This window comes from Synechococcus sp. CBW1107 (assembly GCF_015841355.1).
Classification (GTDB): Bacteria; Cyanobacteriota; Cyanobacteriia; order PCC-6307; family Cyanobiaceae; genus Regnicoccus_A.
The window spans coordinates 861,517-877,570 of sequence record NZ_CP064908.1; the positions used below are offsets into that span (position 1 = coordinate 861,517).

Sequence of the window (16,054 nt, forward strand, 5' to 3'; positions counted from 1 at the left end):
GATGTCCTCTGAGTACCGGTACATCGAGGCCAAACAGCTCGAAGCCGGTCAGGAGTTCGGCCGGATGCTGAGGCGCTGGCGGGAGCTGAACAACTGGACCCAGTACACGGCCTACAAGTGGGCCAAGGAGGCCGGCTTTGAAGTGATGGCCCCCAGCACCTTGAGCGTGTTCGAGAACGGCAAGGCACCCAAGCCACGCCCGGAGAGCTTCTTTGCCCTGGCGGAGGTGAACCGCCGACTGGCCGCCAAAGACTTCAGCGGCGTGCGCACCCGAGCCCTCAAGGACCTGATCAGCCAGGCCAGGCCTCTGGTGGATGACGAGGGACGGGTGTGGGGGCCGGCGGAGTTCTGGAGCTGCCACCTGGGCCTGCTGCCGGTGCCGACCACCTACCAGGCGCCTGCGGTGCCGGCCCAGCCAGAGGTCGATGCCGCAGAAGCGGCGAAGCTGAGCGAGCAGTGGCGCAGCCAGCTGGTGCAGACCGCCAAGCAGCACGGCATCGGCGTGATGGAGGCCCTGAGTTCCGCCGCCAAGGCGGCGCCAGCCAAGCAGCGGCAGGCCTTTCAGGCGATGCTGGCCGGCTTTGAGCCGTACTCCGCCGAGCAGCTGCAGGGCATGTGGGACGGAGAGGCGTGGCTGCCGCAGCGCTGGCTGGAGGAATGGTCCATCAAGTCGGGTGCCAGCTGAGGGATGCACAAACAGGCTCGGAGCAGGTTCGGAGTACGCCATGCCTTGCGTTGCGCAAGATACAGATTCGGATTAGCGAGCCGCTAATATCCGAGGCAAGCGGGCGCCGGTCCCGCAGCGCCTTCGATGACCACCACCCCCTGCGGGCGGATGGAGCCGACGCCAGGTCCCACCTCCGCCTTTGATCTCAACCAGGCCCTGTTGCAGAGCCGCGAGCAGGCTCGCGCCCTGTGGGCCGAGGGCCTGGCCCAGTTCCAGTCCCAGATGGCCGCCATCGCCGAAACCTCCATGCAGGAGGTTGTTCAGGCGGCGGCGCCGGCCTTTGCCCTGGGCTTCTCGTTCAGCGCCCAGAAGCTGATCAACGAGGAGCACGAAGTGCTGCGGGTGACGTTGCGGCACCGCGGCGGCGCCGAGGAGTTCAGCGAAGCCCAGGCACCGCAGGAGGGGAGTGCGGCCTGGCATGCGCTCACCGCCTCCCTGCTGGCGGGCCTGCTGGGCATTCCCGTGGGCAGCGCTCCTCGGACTATCGAGCCGGAACAGACGCAGCCGTCGGTGGCGGACACCGCAGGCGCCGGCAGTGCAGCCGCCTCCCCCGCTGCGGACGACACTGAAGCCGCAGACGACGAGTGGGACACCGGCGCTCCGGATGGCCCCGAAGCCAGCGACTCCGGCCTGGAGCCCCTGACGGACGAGGAGATCGCCACCCTGCACAAGTTCCTGGCCGCGATGCCTCAGGAGGCGCGCAAGCGGTTCACGATCGAGTTCCGCCACCACTTCCAGGTGCCCAGGGAGGTGCGGACGATCAAGGACCGCATCACCCAGCGGCGCCACAAGGACTTCATCGACGTGTTCGAGCGCGAGCTGGCGGGGGGAACGCCATGAGCGTCTGCCGCCGCGCCTACGCCAGGCCCCAGCCGCGCTCACAGCACGGCCGTCACTACCTGTGCGTCTGCGTGCACAGCGATGTCTACCGGCAGGTGCGGCAACTGTCGGCCGAGCACCAGCTGAGCCTCTCCGGCGCCGCCCATCACCTGCTGCGGCTGGGCGCCGGCCTGGAGCCACTGCTTCCCCTGACCTCTTCCCCGTCCACTCTTTCGAGCAAGTCCCATGGCGATTGAACTCAACGACGGCAGCCGCATCGCGGCGCCGGTGATCCGTCAGCAGCGCCTCGGTGAGGTGGCCTATCTGGCGATCGTGCGCCCCGAGCCGGGACCTATCAGGGAAGTTGTCCGCTCGGGGTGCTGAGCTGAGCACCGAGATGGACTGTACTGCGAGTTGAGGTTCAGGGGCCGCACGGCCGGGGTGTTGTTGTCATCGATGGCTGTCTTCGGTCGGGGTTGGGGCGTCCGGTCCCTGATCGCGGCTGTTGCCGATCGCGCCCTTGGAGGGGCGCCATCGGACAGCCACGGGGGCCTGGATTGTTGAGGGTCAAGCAGCCACAGGTTTCTGCGGTCGCGGATGGTTGATGCTCACAACCTGTGGCTGTAACCAGTTGCGGGGTGGCCGGCTCCAGCGCTGAGGATGCCTCTGCCGAGCTTCCTCATAGGTCTGTTGGCGGATGGCGCAGATCGCGTCAGCCTGGCCGTAATGGCGCTGATTGGGCGTCACGTACTTGATGCCGCTGTGCCGGTGCTCAGCGTTGTACCACTCGACAAAGCCATCCACCCAGGCTTTCACCGAAAGCAGATCCCGGAATCGCCTGAGCGGATAACTCTGGTGGTATTTCATCGTGCGGAACCACGACTCGGCATAGGCGTTGTCATTGCTGACGCGTGGCCTCGAGAACGAAAGCGACACCCCCAGCTCCGCCATCTTGGCCGCCAGAGTGAATGAGCGCATGGGGGCGCCATTGTCCGAGTGCAGGACCGCAGCAGTCTCCTTGCTGATCCCTTCATCGCGGCAGACACGATCAAAGAATGCGCTGGCCAACTCGCTACATTCATGCTCATGCACCTCTGCGCCGAGGATGCGCCGGCTCCATACATCCATCACCATGTAGAGGTAATAGAACTGCCCCTTCACGGGGCCGGGGAGGAGGGTGATATCCCAGGCCAGTACTTGATGGATGCCCGTTGCTTCCAACACCGGAACCTCCCTGGGCTCACGCGGCAGGCGGGTTCTGCCACGGTGGTTCAGCAGACCCTCTTGCCGCATGATGCGGTAAATCGTGGACTCTGAACCCACATAGATTCGCTCCTCGGCAAGGATGGCCACGATCTGGGCGGGAGTGAGGTCCGCGAATCGCGGATCGTTGACGATGTGAATTAAGCGCTGCCGCTCTTCTGGTGTGAATCGGTGCGCCACATTCCGTGGAGAGCCTTTGCGGCGATCCTGGCTGAATCCATGTGTCTGGAACGCAATGCCCCAGCGCCGTAACGTGCGTGAGCAGATACCGATCAGATCTGCAATCGCCGTGGCAGAAGCCCCTTCTTTGAGACCTTCTCGGAACAATTCCATCAGCTGACTTCTATCCTCTGGCGGGATCATTGTTCCTCGTCCCGTGGCCACAGCTGATCGAGCTTTTTTTGAGAGCATCAGCAGTGTTGCCGCCTCCGAGAGAGCCTTCTCCTTCTTCTCCAATTCGCGTTGTAAGCGGCGATTCTGGCGAATCAGCTCCTGATTCTTACGCTGAAGTTCTCGCTGATCAGCCATGCTCGGAGCGCTGGGGCCATTGGCATCCTCGGCGGCCTGCCGCCAGCGGGCAAGCTGTTTGGGGTAGAGGCCCCGCTCACGGCAGAAGGCCCCGAGATCAGGGCCACTCAGGCCGGCCGCCTGGATCACAGCGGCCAGCTTGTCGAGAGCGCTCCACTGCTCTGGCGGCTTGGTGGTGGCTGGCACGAGCTGACCCTGCTTCTGCCACTGGCTGCGCCAGTTGTAGAGGGTCTGGGTCGTGATCCCGGTAGAGCGGGCGATCTCGGCCACGCTCTCCCGGTTTGGCGGGCTCATGCGCTGGCGGACTTGGTCCCGCACAGCGGTGTCATAGGTCGGTTTCATGGTCGTCGGTTTGGCCCCCTGGTGGATGGGTCAGACCGAGCGGACAACTTTCCTGACGCAGGGGGAGCAGCGCGACCGATTACGCAAGAAAGCGGCGTCCCAGCAAGTGGTGTAACTCAGGAGGATCAGCCCCGGCGTAGCCGGGGCTGACGGCTCACCTCCCTCAGATTTCAGCTGTGGCAATGGGTGGGCCGGTCTGTGACCCTGTTCGGAGAACTACCACCAAACCGAACACAGACCATGACCCTCACCCATAGTGGCGCCTCCGAGCTGAGCCAGCTCATGGAGGGCACCACCGCTGGCGCCCTGATCCCAGAGATCGTGCGCCGGGGTTTCCAGGACCTGCTGGAAGCCGAGGTTTCTGCCCTCACGGGCGCTCAACTCCATGAGCGCTGCCCCGATCAGCGCTCCACCCATCGCAACGGCTACCGGGAGCGGCTGCTCACCACCCAGGTGGGCGACCTCAGCCTGGCCATTCCCAGGTTGCGGCAGGGCAGCTTCTTTCCCAGCTGGCTGGAGCCACGCCGCCGGGTGGACAAGGCGCTCTACGCCGTGGTGATGGAGGCCTACACCGGCGGGATCTCCACCCGCAAGGTCGACGCCCTGGTGGAGGCGCTGGGCGGGGCCAGCGGCATCTCCAAATCGGAGGTGAGCCGCATCTGCCAGGGGCTCGATGAGCAGGTGAAAGCCTTTCTGGGCCGGCCGCTTGACCATGCCCGCTTTCCCTACGTCTACCTCGACGCCACCTACCTCCACGGCCGCCTGGGCCGAAATATGCAGGTGGTGTCGCGGGCGGTGGTGGTGGCGATCGGCATCAATGCCCTCGGCTACCGCGAAGTTCTCGGCATTGCCGTGGGCGACAGCGAGGCGGAGGGCTTCTGGCGTCAGTTCCTGGGCTCACTCAAGGAGCGTGGCCTCGACGGCACCCGCCTGGTGATCTCGGATGCCCACCTGGGCCTGACGGCAGCGATCAAGCGGATGTTCCAGGGCAGTAGCTGGCAGAGGTGCCGGGTGCACTTCCTGCGCAACCTGCTGAGCCATGTGCCCAAGGCCGGCCAGGACATGGTGGCCGCTGCCATGAAAGCGGTGTTCGTGATCCAGGCTCCAGATCAGGTGCGCGCCCACTGGCAGCGGGTCACCGAGATGCTGCGCAAGCAGTTCCCCGGCGCCGTGCCCGTGATGGAAGCCGCCCGGGACGACGTGCTGGCCTTCCTGCACTTCCCCCAGGAGCACTGGCGCAAGGTCTGGAGCACCAACCCGCTCGAGCGCCTCAACAAGGAGATCAAACGCCGCACCAACGTGGTCGGCATCTTCCCCAATGATCCAGCGATCGTGCGCCTGGTGGGCAGCCAGCTGCTGGAGCAGCAGGAGGAATGGCAGCTGGAGCGTCGCCGCTTCTTCTCTGAGGCCACCATGGCCAAGATCCCAGAGCCAGAAGAGCCCTTGGAGCTCACCGATGCAGATCCGAACGCCCAGCCGGCTGCAACCATCAGCTGAAGCGCACCAGCTTCTACCTCGATCTACACAGAACACATCGATCGCTGAGTTGCCAATTCAGCGATCAGGGTTCATAATGGATCAATGGAGCTGCGCAATCAGCTTCCAAGCAGTCATCCCCTGACTGCTCCTGTTCACCCTCCGGAGAGGGTCACAGGACCTCCTGAGTTACACCACTCGGAGGGGCGCTACCCGCAAGAACCTCACCAGCGGCGCGATGGAGCCGATCCCCAACGGCATTGACCGCCAGGGCCGGCCCAAGGTCAAGCAGGAGATGGTCGTCCATGCGATCGCCATGCCCGGCACGACGATGGAGGCTCGCATCGGTGATGAGGGCGGCGTTCCGGCACCGGGGGATCGGGTGCGGCTGATCCTCAAGGCCAAGGGTTTCGGCGAGTGGATCGAGGCACGGCGTCAGCATCGCCGCGGCCGGCTGAATGTGGGGGATGTGCTGGTGCTGGAGACCCGCTGGGCCCAGCAGTACGACCAGGACGGCAACCCCAAGGGCCCCAAGATCGAAGACCAGGCCGCGGCCGATGCGGTGCCGCGCAACGTCACGATCGGCTTCTACGGCCCGCTGAGCATCCGCGAGGGCGGCGATCCGGCCTGGATCGAGGCGGCGGAGCAGGCCTACCGCTCCGATGAAGCCGCTGCCCGCCAGCAGCAGGCGATCCCGCTGGCGGATGGGGAGGACTACGGCGATGAGTTCGCCGATGAGGAGGTGCCCTTCTGATGGCCCACCCCCAACACCCCGGCCGCACGCCGCGGCCTATGGCACAGCCACAGCTGCCGGCCTTCTGCCGCACGCGCCGGCCGATCACCACCACCGTGCGGCTGAGCAGCATGCGGCAGCTGCAGTGGCTGCTGTGGCTGGTGCTGGCCCTGCAGCTGAGCACGGTGCTGCTGGTCCTGGCGGGCCCGGTGCCGGCACCACTGGCCTCGGCCCCGGGGCGATTCACCCCTGCAGTGTTCGCGTCGCCGCATGGCACCTCTGTCCCCTCACCTTCCCAGCCATGAGCAACACGTCCGCTCTGGTGCCCTACGTGTTCGAGGGGCACCGCATCCGGGTGAGCACCGATCAACAGGGCGAGGCCTGGTTCGTCGTCGCCGATGTCTGCGACGCGCTACCTGTAAGCCCAATGGTCTGGGCCATGGCGATCCAGCGCGAGGAGGAGCACTGCCTCCATTCAGAAGAGGGTCCCGGCGCCGGTGGTTTCACGCTGGCGCTGATCAACGAGGCCGCGCTGCTGCGCAGGCTGCTGAACAGTGACAACCCCAGCGCACCCCGGATGAGGCGCTGGCTCACCCACGAGCTGCTGCCCGCCCTGCAGCGCCGTCACCAGGGCAGAGGGGATCTGCCGCGACACAACATCGAGGCGATCCGCAAGGAGACCGCAACAGAGGTGCTGCGCGGGGCAGACGAGATCATCCACCTCACCGGCGTGTCGCAGGCCGAGGCCCTGCTCAGCGTCCTGGAGGAGATCCAGGCCAGCAGAAGTACCGCCGGCGCTGAGGTGCAGCAACGCGTCTCGCACCGCGCAGGGGCGGCCTGGCTGACGGCCGATCAACTGGCGGACCGACTGGATGGCACGCTTCGCCACACCAACCAGCGGCTCGCTGCCGCCGAATTGCAGCAGCGCAACGAGGACGACGACTGGCAGCTCACAGAAGCCGGTCGCGACTGGGGCGTCGCCCTGCCGCTCTGCAGTCGGGGAGAGCGCCGCCAGCAGATCCTCTGGGATCCGGCAGTGGTGGCGTTGCTGCACCAGACCAACTGAAAGGCACCCAACCAATCCAAGACACGCACCTGAGACCCAGACCATCAGCCATGACATCCGCAACCGATCGACTGCTGCGGCTCCCGGAGGTGATCCACCGGGTCGGCCTTTCACGCACCACCATCTACAGCCTGATCGCCACAGGCGAGTTCCCTAGGCAAATCGTGATTGGCCCGCGGGCGGTGGCCTGGTCCCAGCAGGAGCTGGAGGACTGGATCACTTCGAAGCGTCAGGCGGCCTGCAGCGCTGATGGTTGACCAGCCATCTCTGCGCTCAGCTCTGAGACCGGCGCCAGAGCGGCAGCGACGGCCACCTGATCGAGCAGATCGGCCCAGCGCTGCAGCATGTCGGACCGCTCCTCGAGGTATTCGGCCCAGTCGTAGGCGCGGCTGACGCTGTTGCCATCGGCATGGGCCAGCTGCTTTTCGGTGACCACCCTGGGGATCTTGAGCTGCTCGATGCAGTTCGTCTGCCCAAACCCCCTGAAACCATGGGGTGTCTGCCGCCCCTGGAAGCCCATGCGCCGCAGCAGCATCGAGAGGCAGCCATTGCTCATCACCCGCAGTTCTCCATTGCCTCGGTGGTTGGGGGTGTGAAAGACCAGATCGGTGTGGCCACTGATCGGCCGCTGCAGGTCAAACAACAGCCGCGCCTGCGATGAGAGCGGCACGATGTGACGAACGCGCGTCTTCATGCGTTCAGCGGGAATGATCCACTGACGACCCTCGATATCAACTTCGCTCCAACGGGCTTCCCTGAGTTCACTGGGTCGCACCAGGGTGAGCATCATCAGGCGCAGCGCGATGATGCTGCTGCGCTCAGCCAGCCGCTGCCGCTCAAAGCGATCGATCACTGCCAGCAGCTCGGGAAGCTCCACCCAGCTGATGCGGGGGTAGTGGGTGACGCGGGTGGCGGCGATGACCTTGCGGGCTTTGACGGCGGGATTGTCCTGCCGAAGTTCGAGGTCAACGGCGTGCTCAATCACGCGACGGGTGACGTCGTTGCAGCGACGGGCCTGTTCATGGGCACCCCTGGCGAGGATGGGTGCGAGCAGCCGGGTTTCAATATCGCTGCGCGTGATCGCCTCGATATCCAGTTGACCCAGTACCGGGATCACGAAGTGATCAAGTTTCTCCCGCATATCTCTGCAGTAGCGGGGGCTCCAGCTGGCGCTGTGGTGCTCAAACCAGACCTGTGCGATCTGGGTGAACGGTCGGCGACTGTTCTGCACCTGCTTGCGCTGCTGGCCTGGGGCCTGGGTGCGTGGGTCGATGCCGGTTTTGATCCAGGTGTTCAGCTCCAGGGCCAGCTTGCGGGCATCGGCTAGCCGCACGGCCGGATAGGAGCCGATGGTGAAGGTGCGGCGTACTCCCTGCCAGCGGTAGTCCTTACGCCAGGTCTTGGAGCCGGAGCGCGCCACCCAGAGGTAGAGGCCGTCACGGTCGTGGTGCTTGGTGCCCGGGCGGTCCGGATCGGGCCGCAGGGCCTGGATCGCCTTGTCACTGAGCATGACGGACAGCGCCGGAACGCTGGCGCGGGAGGGGATGTCGGCGGTTCGGCAAGCCAGGTGACGGTATAGACCCGGACCCGGCTGGCTATACCGTCAAAAATACCGTCATCCGCAGCGGCTGTAGCGGGCTCTCAGCGGATCTGCCCGTACGACCTAAAAGCGCAGATCGACTGCCCCACAACGGTTTCAGAATTTCCGCGGATCCCTTCGGATCCTGTGAAAGCGGAGAGGGTGGGATTCGAACCCACGGAAGGTTTCCCTTCAAACGATTTCGAGTCGTTCGCTTTCGACCACTCAGCCACCTCTCCAGAGCCAACCGCCCGTGCCCGCGGACACCGGTGAATCGCCCAGGCGCCACTCTACGGAGCCGCCGTCCGGGGCCGAGGCCCGGAGGCCTGAAGGGCTCGGCATCGAGGCGATCACCGTCGATCCGTGCGGGACGACCTGACGGTTGCCGCTGGGTGTCTTGGAGAGGGCACCCACATCCCAGCTGTCGGCCGAGCGGGAACAAAGACTCCTCGGACACCACAGGAGAACGGGAAATAACTACATGAATCGTTATTACAATGAAACCGCCTGCGACGACAGGTCAATCTGCAGGGTGGAGCCGTGAACAGCCCCTACGGACAGGCACCCAGGCTCCCTGCCTGAACGCGTGGCTAGCCTTGAACTCAGAGAGGTGCCGCTGCAGATTCCATGACCATTCTCCCAACCAAGTTGATGGCCTCGCTGATGGCACTGGCCATCACGCTCGTCACCATGCTGATTCCATTGACTGGCTCAGCCATGGCCATGACGCCTCTCACTCACCCCATCGCATTCGCAACCATGTCAAACAAAATGGACGCCGCTGCCAAAGAGGCCGAAGGCAAACTGGAATCGGCCTACGGCGAACTCACAGGCGATACAGGCCACCAGATCAAAGGCAAGGCCAAGCAGGTCCAGGCTTCTGCCATGAACACAGCAGAGAACCTGAAGAAAGGCGCACAATCAGTCGCCAGAAATGTTCGTGATGCCGCCGGACAGGTGGCCGACGATCTCAGCTGAATCACGCGCCACAAGGGCCTGCTGATCAGCGCGCTGCTTGCCATCCAGGCACGCCTGATCAGCGGGCATCGGCTCTGAGCATTCGAAGAATCTGATTCTATGAATCCCTATTTCATCGTTGACACGGACAAATCGTTCGAGCAGGCCAGCAGCGATCTTCAGGCTGCTGTTGCCGCCCAGGGGTTCGGTGTTCTGACTGTGCTTGATCTTGGCGACAGCCTGCGCAGCAAGGGCATCACCTTCGCTGAGAACTGCCGGGTCTTCGAGGTCTGCAACCCCAGGCAGGCGGCCAAGGTGTTGATGAACGACATGAGGCTGACCATGGCTCTGCCCTGCCGGATCTCCATCTACACCGAGGCTGGCCAGACCCGGATCGGCATGATCCGGCCCGAGGGCATGTTGCTCAATCTGTCCTCGGAACCGGAGCTGGCGGAGGTGGCGCGAGAGGTCGAATCCTCCACCACAGCCATCATCCAGGCAGCAGCGTCCCACAGCACCTGAGGATGATGCCTGATCCATGCGTGGCCGAGCTGGCTTAGCTCCAGGGAAAGGACGATGAATCCAGCACATCAACGCCATGGCCACAATGAGTTGCTGGACGATCTGGACACCCAGCAACTGCAGGACAAGCTGAAGTCTTCTCCGGACGGGCTCAGCCAGGGTGAAGCTCTGCGCCGCTTGAAGCAGTACGGCAGCAACGAGCTTGCCGAAAAGAAGACGAATCAGATTCTGAAGTTTCTGACCTATTTCTGGGGACCAATTCCCTGGATGATTGAAGCAGCCGTGGTTCTTTCCGCGCTGGCCCAGCATTGGCCCGACTTCGCCATCATCCTGCTGCTGCTTCTTGCCAACGCTGGGATTGGCTTCTGGGAAGAGCACCAGGCCGGCAATGCCATCGCGGCACTGAAAGCCAAGCTGGCCATCAAGGCCCAGGTGAAACGCGATGGCCAGTGGACCTCCGTGGAGTCACGTGAACTGGTGCCGGGCGACGTCATCCATGTACGCCTCGGCGACATCGTGCCGGCGGATGCCCGCCTGCTGGATGGGGAGCCGCTGCAAGTCGATCAATCTGCCCTGACGGGAGAATCGTTGCCAGCCACGCGCCGATGCGGTGAAGCCGTGTTCTCGGGATCGATCATTCGCCGGGGTGAAATCGATGCGATGGTCTATGCCACAGGTGCGAACACCTACTTCGGCAAAACAGCGGAGTTGGTGCAGGCTGCTCACAGCGTCAGCCATTTCCAACAAGCCGTTCTGAAGATCGGAAATGTCCTGATCCTGCTGGCACTGGCTTTGGTCACGGTGATCATTGCCGTGGCGGTGTTGCGCGGCGACCCCCTACTCACCACCCTTCAGTTCGCCCTGGTGTTGACCGTTGCCGCGATCCCCGTGGCCATGCCCACGGTGCTCTCAGTGACCATGGCTGTGGGGGCGCGCCAGTTGACGATGAGAGGGGCGATCGTGACGCGGCTGGCGGCGATCGAGGAATTGGCTGGGGTGGATGTGCTCTGCTCGGACAAAACCGGCACGCTGACCAAGAACGCTCTGACCCTTGGCGATCCCTTCAGCGTGGATTCATCGGCCGTTGCCAGTGGGCCGGACCTGGTGATCTTCACCGCGGCCCTGGCGTCGCGAGCTGACAACAAGGATCCGATCGACCGGGCTGTGCTTGATGGACTCAGTGAGGGCCAGAGTCTGGAGGACTACCAGGTGGTTCATTTCCAGTCTTTCGACCCGGTGCATAAGCGAACTGAAGCCACCGTCAGGGGGCTGGATGGAGTGGCCTTCAAGGTCTCCAAGGGCGCCCCGCAGGTGATTCTGGCGTTGTCAGCCAATGCTGCCCAGGTGAAGACCGCCGTCGAGCGCGCAATCAACGGGTTTGCTGCACGGGGCTTCCGCTCACTGGGAGTGGCCCGCACGGATGCGGAAGACCAATGGCAGTTTCTCGGTGTCCTTCCCCTGTTTGATCCTCCTCGAGAGGAAGCCAAGGCGACCATCGCGACCGCGCTCCAGATGGGCGTGAAGACCAAGATGGTGACGGGTGATCAGTTACCGATCGCCCAAGAAACAGCCGAGAACCTGGGGATGGGCTCCCTGATCCTCGATGCCAGTGTTTTCGGAACCACGACGACCCAGCCATCGGAGCAGCTGGCGCAGTCGATCGAGAAGGCGGATGGCTTCGCCCAGGTGTTTCCTGAGCACAAGTTTCAGATTGTGGATGTCCTCCAGCGGCACGGCCACATCGTCGGCATGACCGGTGATGGGGTCAACGATGCACCCGCGCTGAAAAAGGCCGACTGCGGCATCGCCGTTGCGGATGCAACGGATGCGGCGCGCGGCGCGGCCTCCATCGTGCTGATGACACCGGGACTGTCCGTGATTGTCGAGGCCATCAAGACGAGCCGCAAAATCTTCCAGAGGATGAACAGCTATGCGATCTATCGCATCGCCGAAACACTGCGTGTGCTGTTCTTCATGACGCTTTCGATCCTGGCCTTTAATTTCTATCCTGTGACGGCCGTGATGATCGTGATGCTGGCCCTGCTCAACGACGGCGCCATCTTGTCAATTGCCTATGACAACGTTCATTACAGCAACGATCCAGAACGATGGAACATGCGCGTGGTGATGGGGGTCGCGACAATCCTGGGCCTTGTCGGAGTCGTCTCAGCCTTTGGCTTGTTTTATCTCGGAGAGCGCGTCTTTCAGCTGGATCGCTCTCATCTCCAGACTCTGATGTATCTGAAGCTCTCTGTGGCCGGTCATCTGACGATCTTCCTCACACGCACCCGCGGACCCTTCTGGTCGATCCGTCCCGCACGGGTTCTGCTGTGGGCAGTCTGCGGCACACAGCTGGTGGCGACGTTGATCGCGGTGTATGGATGGTTCATGACCCCCCTCGGCTGGGGCTGGGCCCTGCTGGTGTGGGGCTATGCCCTTGCCTGGTTCCTCGTCAACGACCGCTTGAAATTACTCACCTATCGGATCCTGATCCCACAGCCCCATCACCAGCGGCCAGGAGGCCTCAACCCAGCCGATTCAAGCCGGCAGATGCATGCCTAAAGCAGACTCGCCAGGGCTGCCTATGGGGCCATGTTCAACCACACGAGCACAGCCCACGCACCCAGGTCGATCATCCCCGCAGATCACCAATGGTTCAGACGGCTTGCCGTAGCCACCACAATTCATCCAAAGCTCAAGGAGATGATTGAGCAACAGAATTAGGACTGCTCTGGGCAACACGCCGTTGAGAACGGCACATGGTGATCAGCTCGGAGCCATCAGCCTGGAGCGCCCTGCAGGGATCCGCTCGCCCCGCTGGCACTCCAGCCCTGGGGCAACCCGGGGGCTTCGCCGCTGAGCCACACCTGCCGGGGACCAGCCGCGCTCAACTGCCGCTGCTGGCGGCGGCTGGGACGGAAGCCCAGCCACACCCCCGCCACCGGTTCGCCGCCGGCCGGGCCCTGATGGCTCCAGGCCTCGAGCGACTGGGGATCCGGCAGCAGCCACCAGCGGTGGCGGCCGATGCCGAGGGCCAGGGCCTGGCTGTCGCCGCTGAGGGGAGCCAGGCTGAGGCCGGGGCTCTCCAGGCGCTGACCCGGCTGCAGGCTGTTCTGGCCGGCGCTGCTGGAGACCAGCAGGGAGGTCTGGCCGCTCCAGCAGGCCGGATCGTCCGGGGCGACCGGATCCAGCAGGGTGATCCAGTCGTAGCGCTCCATGCCCAGGCCGCTCGCGAGCTTGCGGGCATCGGAGCAGCTGAGGCCATCGGCCTTGCCACTGACCAGGGCGCCGCGGCCCCGGTGGCGGGCCACCAGCAGATCGCCACTCCAGCGGTGCACCAGCAGCAGCGCATCGCCGCCGAGCAGGGCGAGATGCACCGCCAGCACCAGGGCCAGCCCCGCCGCCCCCAGCCGCCGCGGCCAGGCCCCCGCGCCCGGCAACAACCAGGGCAGCAGCGAGAGGCCGAAGAGCAGCACCAGCGCCGGGAGCGGACGACCCAGCTGCCACTGGGCCATCGGCAGGGCCGCGATGGCGCGGGTGATGGCCAGCAGCAGGCCGCTCAGTGGCAGAAGCGGCCAGGCCAGCAACGGCACCAGGGGCGGCAGCAGCACCGCCGAGAGGGCCAGGGCCATCGCGCCGAGGGTGAGCGGGCTGAGCAGGGGGGCCACCAGCAGGTTGGCCGGCACGGCGTACAACGGCACGATGCCGAAGTGGTGCAACTGCAGCGGCAGGGTCCAGAGCGAGGCGGCCACGGGCACCGCCAGCCCCGCCGCCGCCCAGGCCGGCAGACGCCCGGCCAGGGCCGTCTCCAGGGGGCGGGCGGTGAGGATCAGTCCGGCGGTGGCCGCCACCGAGAGCTGGAACCCCACGTCCTGCAGCCACCAGGGCTGCACCAGCAGCATCAGCAGCACGCTCAGCAGCAGCACCCCCAGGGGCCGGCTGCGGCCGCCGCTCTCCAGCACCGCAAAGGCCACCCCACCCATCAGCACCGCCCGCACCACCGAGGGCTGGGGGCCCGCCAGCAGCAGGAACAGCAGCATGGCCCCAAGGGCCAGGGCGCAGCGGGGGGGCCTCGGCAGCCGCCGTCCGAGAGCCATCACGGCGCCGAGCAGCACCGAGAGGTGGAAGCCGGAGGCCGCCAGGGCATGGGAGAGCCCGGCGGCGCGGAAGCTGGCGGCCACATCCGCCGGCAGAGGCACCACGGCGCTGCCCAGCCCGAGGGCCGCCAGAATCCCTCCCCGGCGTTCGCCGCCCTGCCGGATCAGGGTGGCGGCCATGCGGCGGCGCAGGTCGGCGATGGGGGTGGCCGGGCGCGCCAGCACCTTCAGATCCGTGCTGGCCCCCAGGCGCAGCTGGCTCCAGATGCCGCGGCGGGCCAGGCGCTCCGCCGGACCGCTCAGCAGCGGATGGGGCCCTGAGGCCGGCCGCCGCAGAATTCCATGGGCCTCCACCAGCCAGCCCTGACGCAGGGGCGGGCAGGGCTGGAGCTGCAGCTCGGTGCTGCCGCCCGCCAGCCGCAGCGGCACCGAGCAGCCCGCCGAATCGCCGCGCAGGCGGGGATCACTGCTGAGCTGGCCACGCAGCACCAGCTCACGGCCGTCCAGGCCCTGCAACAGCTGAACGGGATCGGCGGGACCAGGATGGGGCTGACGCCAGAGCGCCCAGAGCAGCAGCGACGGGGCGATCACCAGCAGGGCCAGCGCCGGCAGCGGCCGTGCCCCCAGCCGCCGCGCCCGCCACCAGCCGGCGGCGCCCAGCAGGAGCAGGAGGGCCAGCCGGGGTGCGGCGGCCAGGGGCACGGTGCCCAGGGCCAGCCCCGCGAGGGCGAGCGACACCACCAGAAAGGGCATGGGACCAACACCAGCCCCGCAAGGGTTCCCAGCCCAGGGGCCTCCGGTCGTCAGCCGGGCAGGCTGAGCATCAGTTCACAGAGCTGGCGGCTGGGCAGCTCCTGACCCAGCAGCGGAGCCACCAGGACCGCCAGGGGCCGCAGCCGGCAGGGCCAGATCGCCCGCTCCGTGAGCCGGCCCGCCTGGAAGCTCCCGGCGATCAGCACCACCGCCAGCAGGCTGCGTTTCATCGGAGTGCCCTCAGGCCAGAGCCGGTTCCGCTGCCAGGGCGCGGCGCTGGTCGTCGTTCAGCAGGGGGAAGCCCAGGGCGCGGCGCTCCTGCAGCCAGGCCTCGGCCACCTGGCGCGCCAGGTGACGGATGCGGCCGATGGTGGCGGTGCGCTCCGTGACCGAGATCACGCCGCGGGCCTCCAGCAGGTTGAAGGTGTGGCTGCACTTGAGCACGTAATCAAGGGCCGGGGCGGGCAGGCCCGCCGCCACCAGGTCGCCGGCTTCCGCCTCGTAGAGGGCGAACAGCTGCTGCAGGCGCTCGGGGTTGGAGGCCTCGAAGTTGTAGGTGCACTGGCCCTTCTCGGAGGCCAGCCAGAGATCGCCGTAGCTGCGCTGGCCGTTCCAGCTCAGATCCCAGATGCTCTCCACGTCCTGGAGGTACATGGCGAGACGCTCGAGTCCATAGGTGATCTCGATCGACACCGGCCGGCAGTCGAGGCCACCGCACTGCTGGAAATAGGTGAACTGGGTGACCTCCATGCCATCGAGCCACACCTCCCAGCCCACGCCCCAGGCGCCGAGGGTGGGCGACTCCCAGTTGTCCTCCACGAAGCGGATGTCGTGCTCGCGCTGGCGGATGCCGAGGGCCTCGAGCGAGGCCAGATAGGTCTCCTGGATGCCGTCCGGAGACGGTTTGATCAGCACCTGGTACTGGAAATAGTGCTGGGCGCGGTTGGGGTTGTCGCCGTAGCGGCCGTCGGTGGGACGGCGGCAGGGTTCCGGATAGGCCACGGCCCAGGGCTCGGGACCGATCGCCCGCAGCACCGTGTGGGGGCTCATCGTGCCGGCGCCTTTCTCGGTGTCGTAGGGCTGCAGCAGCAGGCAACCCTGATCGGCCCAGAAGCGGTTCAGGGTGCTGATGATGTCCTGGAAGTGCACGGAGCTGACCGGATCTGGGAGGGAGTCGTGGGCGGGGCAGACA

At 65.6% G+C, this 16,054-nt stretch carries 18 protein-coding genes and 1 tRNA gene; 13 read left to right on the plus strand and 6 right to left on the minus strand.

All coding sequences use genetic code 11. The features are described from left to right. The first annotated feature begins 1 nt into the window (after nt 1). The 4 genes from I1E95_RS04605 (at nt 2) to I1E95_RS04620 (ending at nt 1,930) form a co-directional block, all read left to right on the plus strand. Nucleotides 2–685: a helix-turn-helix transcriptional regulator gene (locus I1E95_RS04605; RefSeq protein WP_197165865.1), complete on the plus strand. Its 684-nt coding sequence runs from the start codon at nt 2–4 to the stop codon at nt 683–685. Between the two features lie 126 nt (nt 686–811). Beyond that, nucleotides 812–1,567, plus strand: a complete 756-nt coding sequence (locus tag I1E95_RS04610) for a hypothetical protein (RefSeq protein WP_231594867.1) — start codon at nt 812–814, stop codon at nt 1,565–1,567. Then, complete coding sequence (locus I1E95_RS04615) at nt 1,564–1,803, plus strand: hypothetical protein (RefSeq protein ID WP_197165867.1); 240 nt, start codon at nt 1,564–1,566, stop codon at nt 1,801–1,803. Before I1E95_RS04610 ends, I1E95_RS04615 begins: the two co-directional genes overlap by 4 nt. Beyond that, nucleotides 1,793–1,930, plus strand: a complete 138-nt coding sequence (locus I1E95_RS04620) for a hypothetical protein (protein WP_197167593.1) — start codon at nt 1,793–1,795, stop codon at nt 1,928–1,930. Before I1E95_RS04615 ends, I1E95_RS04620 begins: the two co-directional genes overlap by 11 nt. 183 nt (nt 1,931–2,113) lie before the next feature. Here I1E95_RS04620 and I1E95_RS04625 read toward each other — a convergent pair whose 3' ends face one another. Beyond that, nucleotides 2,114–3,679: an IS3 family transposase gene (locus I1E95_RS04625; RefSeq protein WP_197165869.1), complete on the minus strand. Its 1,566-nt coding sequence runs from the start codon at nt 3,677–3,679 to the stop codon at nt 2,114–2,116. Nucleotides 3,680–3,919: 240 nt separating this feature from the next. Here I1E95_RS04625 and I1E95_RS04630 point away from each other — a divergent pair, with 240 nt between their 5' ends. The 5 genes from I1E95_RS04630 (at nt 3,920) to I1E95_RS04650 (ending at nt 7,211) form a co-directional block, all read left to right on the plus strand. Next, nucleotides 3,920–5,176: an IS256 family transposase gene (locus I1E95_RS04630; RefSeq protein WP_197161565.1), complete on the plus strand. Its 1,257-nt coding sequence runs from the start codon at nt 3,920–3,922 to the stop codon at nt 5,174–5,176. Between the two features lie 217 nt (nt 5,177–5,393). After that, nucleotides 5,394–5,909: a hypothetical protein gene (locus tag I1E95_RS04635; protein ID WP_231594868.1), complete on the plus strand. Its 516-nt coding sequence runs from the start codon at nt 5,394–5,396 to the stop codon at nt 5,907–5,909. Beyond that, nucleotides 5,909–6,193 (plus strand): hypothetical protein, encoded by a 285-nt coding sequence (locus I1E95_RS04640; RefSeq protein ID WP_197165871.1) that lies wholly within the window; start codon nt 5,909–5,911, stop codon nt 6,191–6,193. The genes I1E95_RS04635 and I1E95_RS04640 overlap by 1 nt, the downstream gene beginning before the upstream one ends. Then, the gene (locus I1E95_RS04645; protein WP_197165873.1) at nt 6,190–6,954 is read left to right on the plus strand and encodes a BRO family protein; all 765 of its coding nucleotides are present in this window, start codon (nt 6,190–6,192) and stop codon (nt 6,952–6,954) included. The genes I1E95_RS04640 and I1E95_RS04645 overlap by 4 nt, the downstream gene beginning before the upstream one ends. A gap of 50 nt (nt 6,955–7,004) precedes the next feature. Beyond that, nucleotides 7,005–7,211, plus strand: coding sequence for an AlpA family transcriptional regulator (locus I1E95_RS04650; RefSeq protein ID WP_197165875.1), 207 nt, complete (start codon nt 7,005–7,007; stop codon nt 7,209–7,211). Here the strand turns inward: I1E95_RS04650 and I1E95_RS04655 are convergent. Continuing rightward, nucleotides 7,184–8,464, minus strand: a complete 1,281-nt coding sequence (locus tag I1E95_RS04655; protein ID WP_197165877.1) for an integrase arm-type DNA-binding domain-containing protein — start codon at nt 8,462–8,464, stop codon at nt 7,184–7,186. The two genes, I1E95_RS04650 and I1E95_RS04655, sit on opposite strands and share 28 nt — an antisense overlap. 223 nt (nt 8,465–8,687) lie before the next feature. Continuing rightward, nucleotides 8,688–8,772 (minus strand) — tRNA-Ser (locus tag I1E95_RS04660). A 388-nt stretch (nt 8,773–9,160) separates the two neighbouring features. Between I1E95_RS04660 and I1E95_RS16800 the strand changes: the two genes are divergently transcribed. The 4 genes from I1E95_RS16800 to I1E95_RS04680 all read left to right on the plus strand — a co-directional run bounded on the left by I1E95_RS16800 (nt 9,161) and on the right by I1E95_RS04680 (nt 12,736). Then, nucleotides 9,161–9,511: a CsbD family protein gene (locus I1E95_RS16800; RefSeq protein ID WP_231594869.1), complete on the plus strand. Its 351-nt coding sequence runs from the start codon at nt 9,161–9,163 to the stop codon at nt 9,509–9,511. A 99-nt stretch (nt 9,512–9,610) separates the two neighbouring features. Further along, entirely contained in the window at nt 9,611–10,012 is a 402-nt protein-coding gene (locus I1E95_RS04670) for a DUF302 domain-containing protein (protein WP_197165879.1), read from the plus strand. A 90-nt stretch (nt 10,013–10,102) separates the two neighbouring features. Continuing rightward, nucleotides 10,103–12,574: a plasma-membrane proton-efflux P-type ATPase gene (locus tag I1E95_RS04675; RefSeq protein WP_231594870.1), complete on the plus strand. Its 2,472-nt coding sequence runs from the start codon at nt 10,103–10,105 to the stop codon at nt 12,572–12,574. A gap of 30 nt (nt 12,575–12,604) precedes the next feature. Further along, the gene (locus I1E95_RS04680; RefSeq protein ID WP_197165882.1) at nt 12,605–12,736 is read left to right on the plus strand and encodes a hypothetical protein; all 132 of its coding nucleotides are present in this window, start codon (nt 12,605–12,607) and stop codon (nt 12,734–12,736) included. Between the two features lie 56 nt (nt 12,737–12,792). On the opposite strand, the gene I1E95_RS04685 is transcribed toward I1E95_RS04680, so the two are convergent. Genes I1E95_RS04685 through glyQ form a run of 3 tightly spaced genes read right to left on the minus strand, consistent with a single transcriptional unit; the run spans nt 12,793 to nt 16,011 of the window. After that, nucleotides 12,793–14,862 carry a ComEC/Rec2 family competence protein gene (locus tag I1E95_RS04685; RefSeq protein WP_197165886.1) on the minus strand — a complete coding sequence of 690 codons (2,070 nt, stop codon included), beginning with the start codon at nt 14,860–14,862 and terminating at the stop codon, nt 12,793–12,795. A 50-nt stretch (nt 14,863–14,912) separates the two neighbouring features. Next, the gene (locus I1E95_RS04690) at nt 14,913–15,092 is read right to left on the minus strand and encodes a hypothetical protein (protein ID WP_197165888.1); all 180 of its coding nucleotides are present in this window, start codon (nt 15,090–15,092) and stop codon (nt 14,913–14,915) included. Nucleotides 15,093–15,102: 10 nt separating this feature from the next. Further along, the gene (glyQ, locus tag I1E95_RS04695; protein ID WP_197165890.1) at nt 15,103–16,011 is read right to left on the minus strand and encodes a glycine--tRNA ligase subunit alpha; all 909 of its coding nucleotides are present in this window, start codon (nt 16,009–16,011) and stop codon (nt 15,103–15,105) included. Nucleotides 16,012–16,054: the final 43 nt, after the last annotated feature.

Bases quoted from the DNA above. Each gene is read 5' to 3' on its own strand.
- I1E95_RS04605 (WP_197165865.1), top strand. From the start codon at position 2: ATGTCCTCTGAGTACCGGTACATCGAGGCCAAACAGCTCGAAGCCGGT.
- I1E95_RS04610 (WP_231594867.1), top strand. From the start codon at position 812: ATGACCACCACCCCCTGCGGGCGGATGGAGCCGACGCCAGGTCCCACC.
- I1E95_RS04615 (WP_197165867.1), top strand. From the start codon at position 1,564: ATGAGCGTCTGCCGCCGCGCCTACGCCAGGCCCCAGCCGCGCTCACAG.
- I1E95_RS04620 (WP_197167593.1), top strand. From the start codon at position 1,793: ATGGCGATTGAACTCAACGACGGCAGCCGCATCGCGGCGCCGGTGATC.
- I1E95_RS04625 (WP_197165869.1), bottom strand. From the start codon at position 3,679: ATGAAACCGACCTATGACACCGCTGTGCGGGACCAAGTCCGCCAGCGC.
- I1E95_RS04630 (WP_197161565.1), top strand. From the start codon at position 3,920: ATGACCCTCACCCATAGTGGCGCCTCCGAGCTGAGCCAGCTCATGGAG.
- I1E95_RS04635 (WP_231594868.1), top strand. From the start codon at position 5,394: ATGGAGCCGATCCCCAACGGCATTGACCGCCAGGGCCGGCCCAAGGTC.
- I1E95_RS04640 (WP_197165871.1), top strand. From the start codon at position 5,909: ATGGCCCACCCCCAACACCCCGGCCGCACGCCGCGGCCTATGGCACAG.
- I1E95_RS04645 (WP_197165873.1), top strand. From the start codon at position 6,190: ATGAGCAACACGTCCGCTCTGGTGCCCTACGTGTTCGAGGGGCACCGC.
- I1E95_RS04650 (WP_197165875.1), top strand. From the start codon at position 7,005: ATGACATCCGCAACCGATCGACTGCTGCGGCTCCCGGAGGTGATCCAC.
- I1E95_RS04655 (WP_197165877.1), bottom strand. From the start codon at position 8,464: ATGCTCAGTGACAAGGCGATCCAGGCCCTGCGGCCCGATCCGGACCGC.
- I1E95_RS16800 (WP_231594869.1), top strand. From the start codon at position 9,161: ATGACCATTCTCCCAACCAAGTTGATGGCCTCGCTGATGGCACTGGCC.
- I1E95_RS04670 (WP_197165879.1), top strand. From the start codon at position 9,611: ATGAATCCCTATTTCATCGTTGACACGGACAAATCGTTCGAGCAGGCC.
- I1E95_RS04680 (WP_197165882.1), top strand. From the start codon at position 12,605: ATGTTCAACCACACGAGCACAGCCCACGCACCCAGGTCGATCATCCCC.
- I1E95_RS04685 (WP_197165886.1), bottom strand. From the start codon at position 14,862: ATGCCCTTTCTGGTGGTGTCGCTCGCCCTCGCGGGGCTGGCCCTGGGC.
- I1E95_RS04690 (WP_197165888.1), bottom strand. From the start codon at position 15,092: ATGAAACGCAGCCTGCTGGCGGTGGTGCTGATCGCCGGGAGCTTCCAG.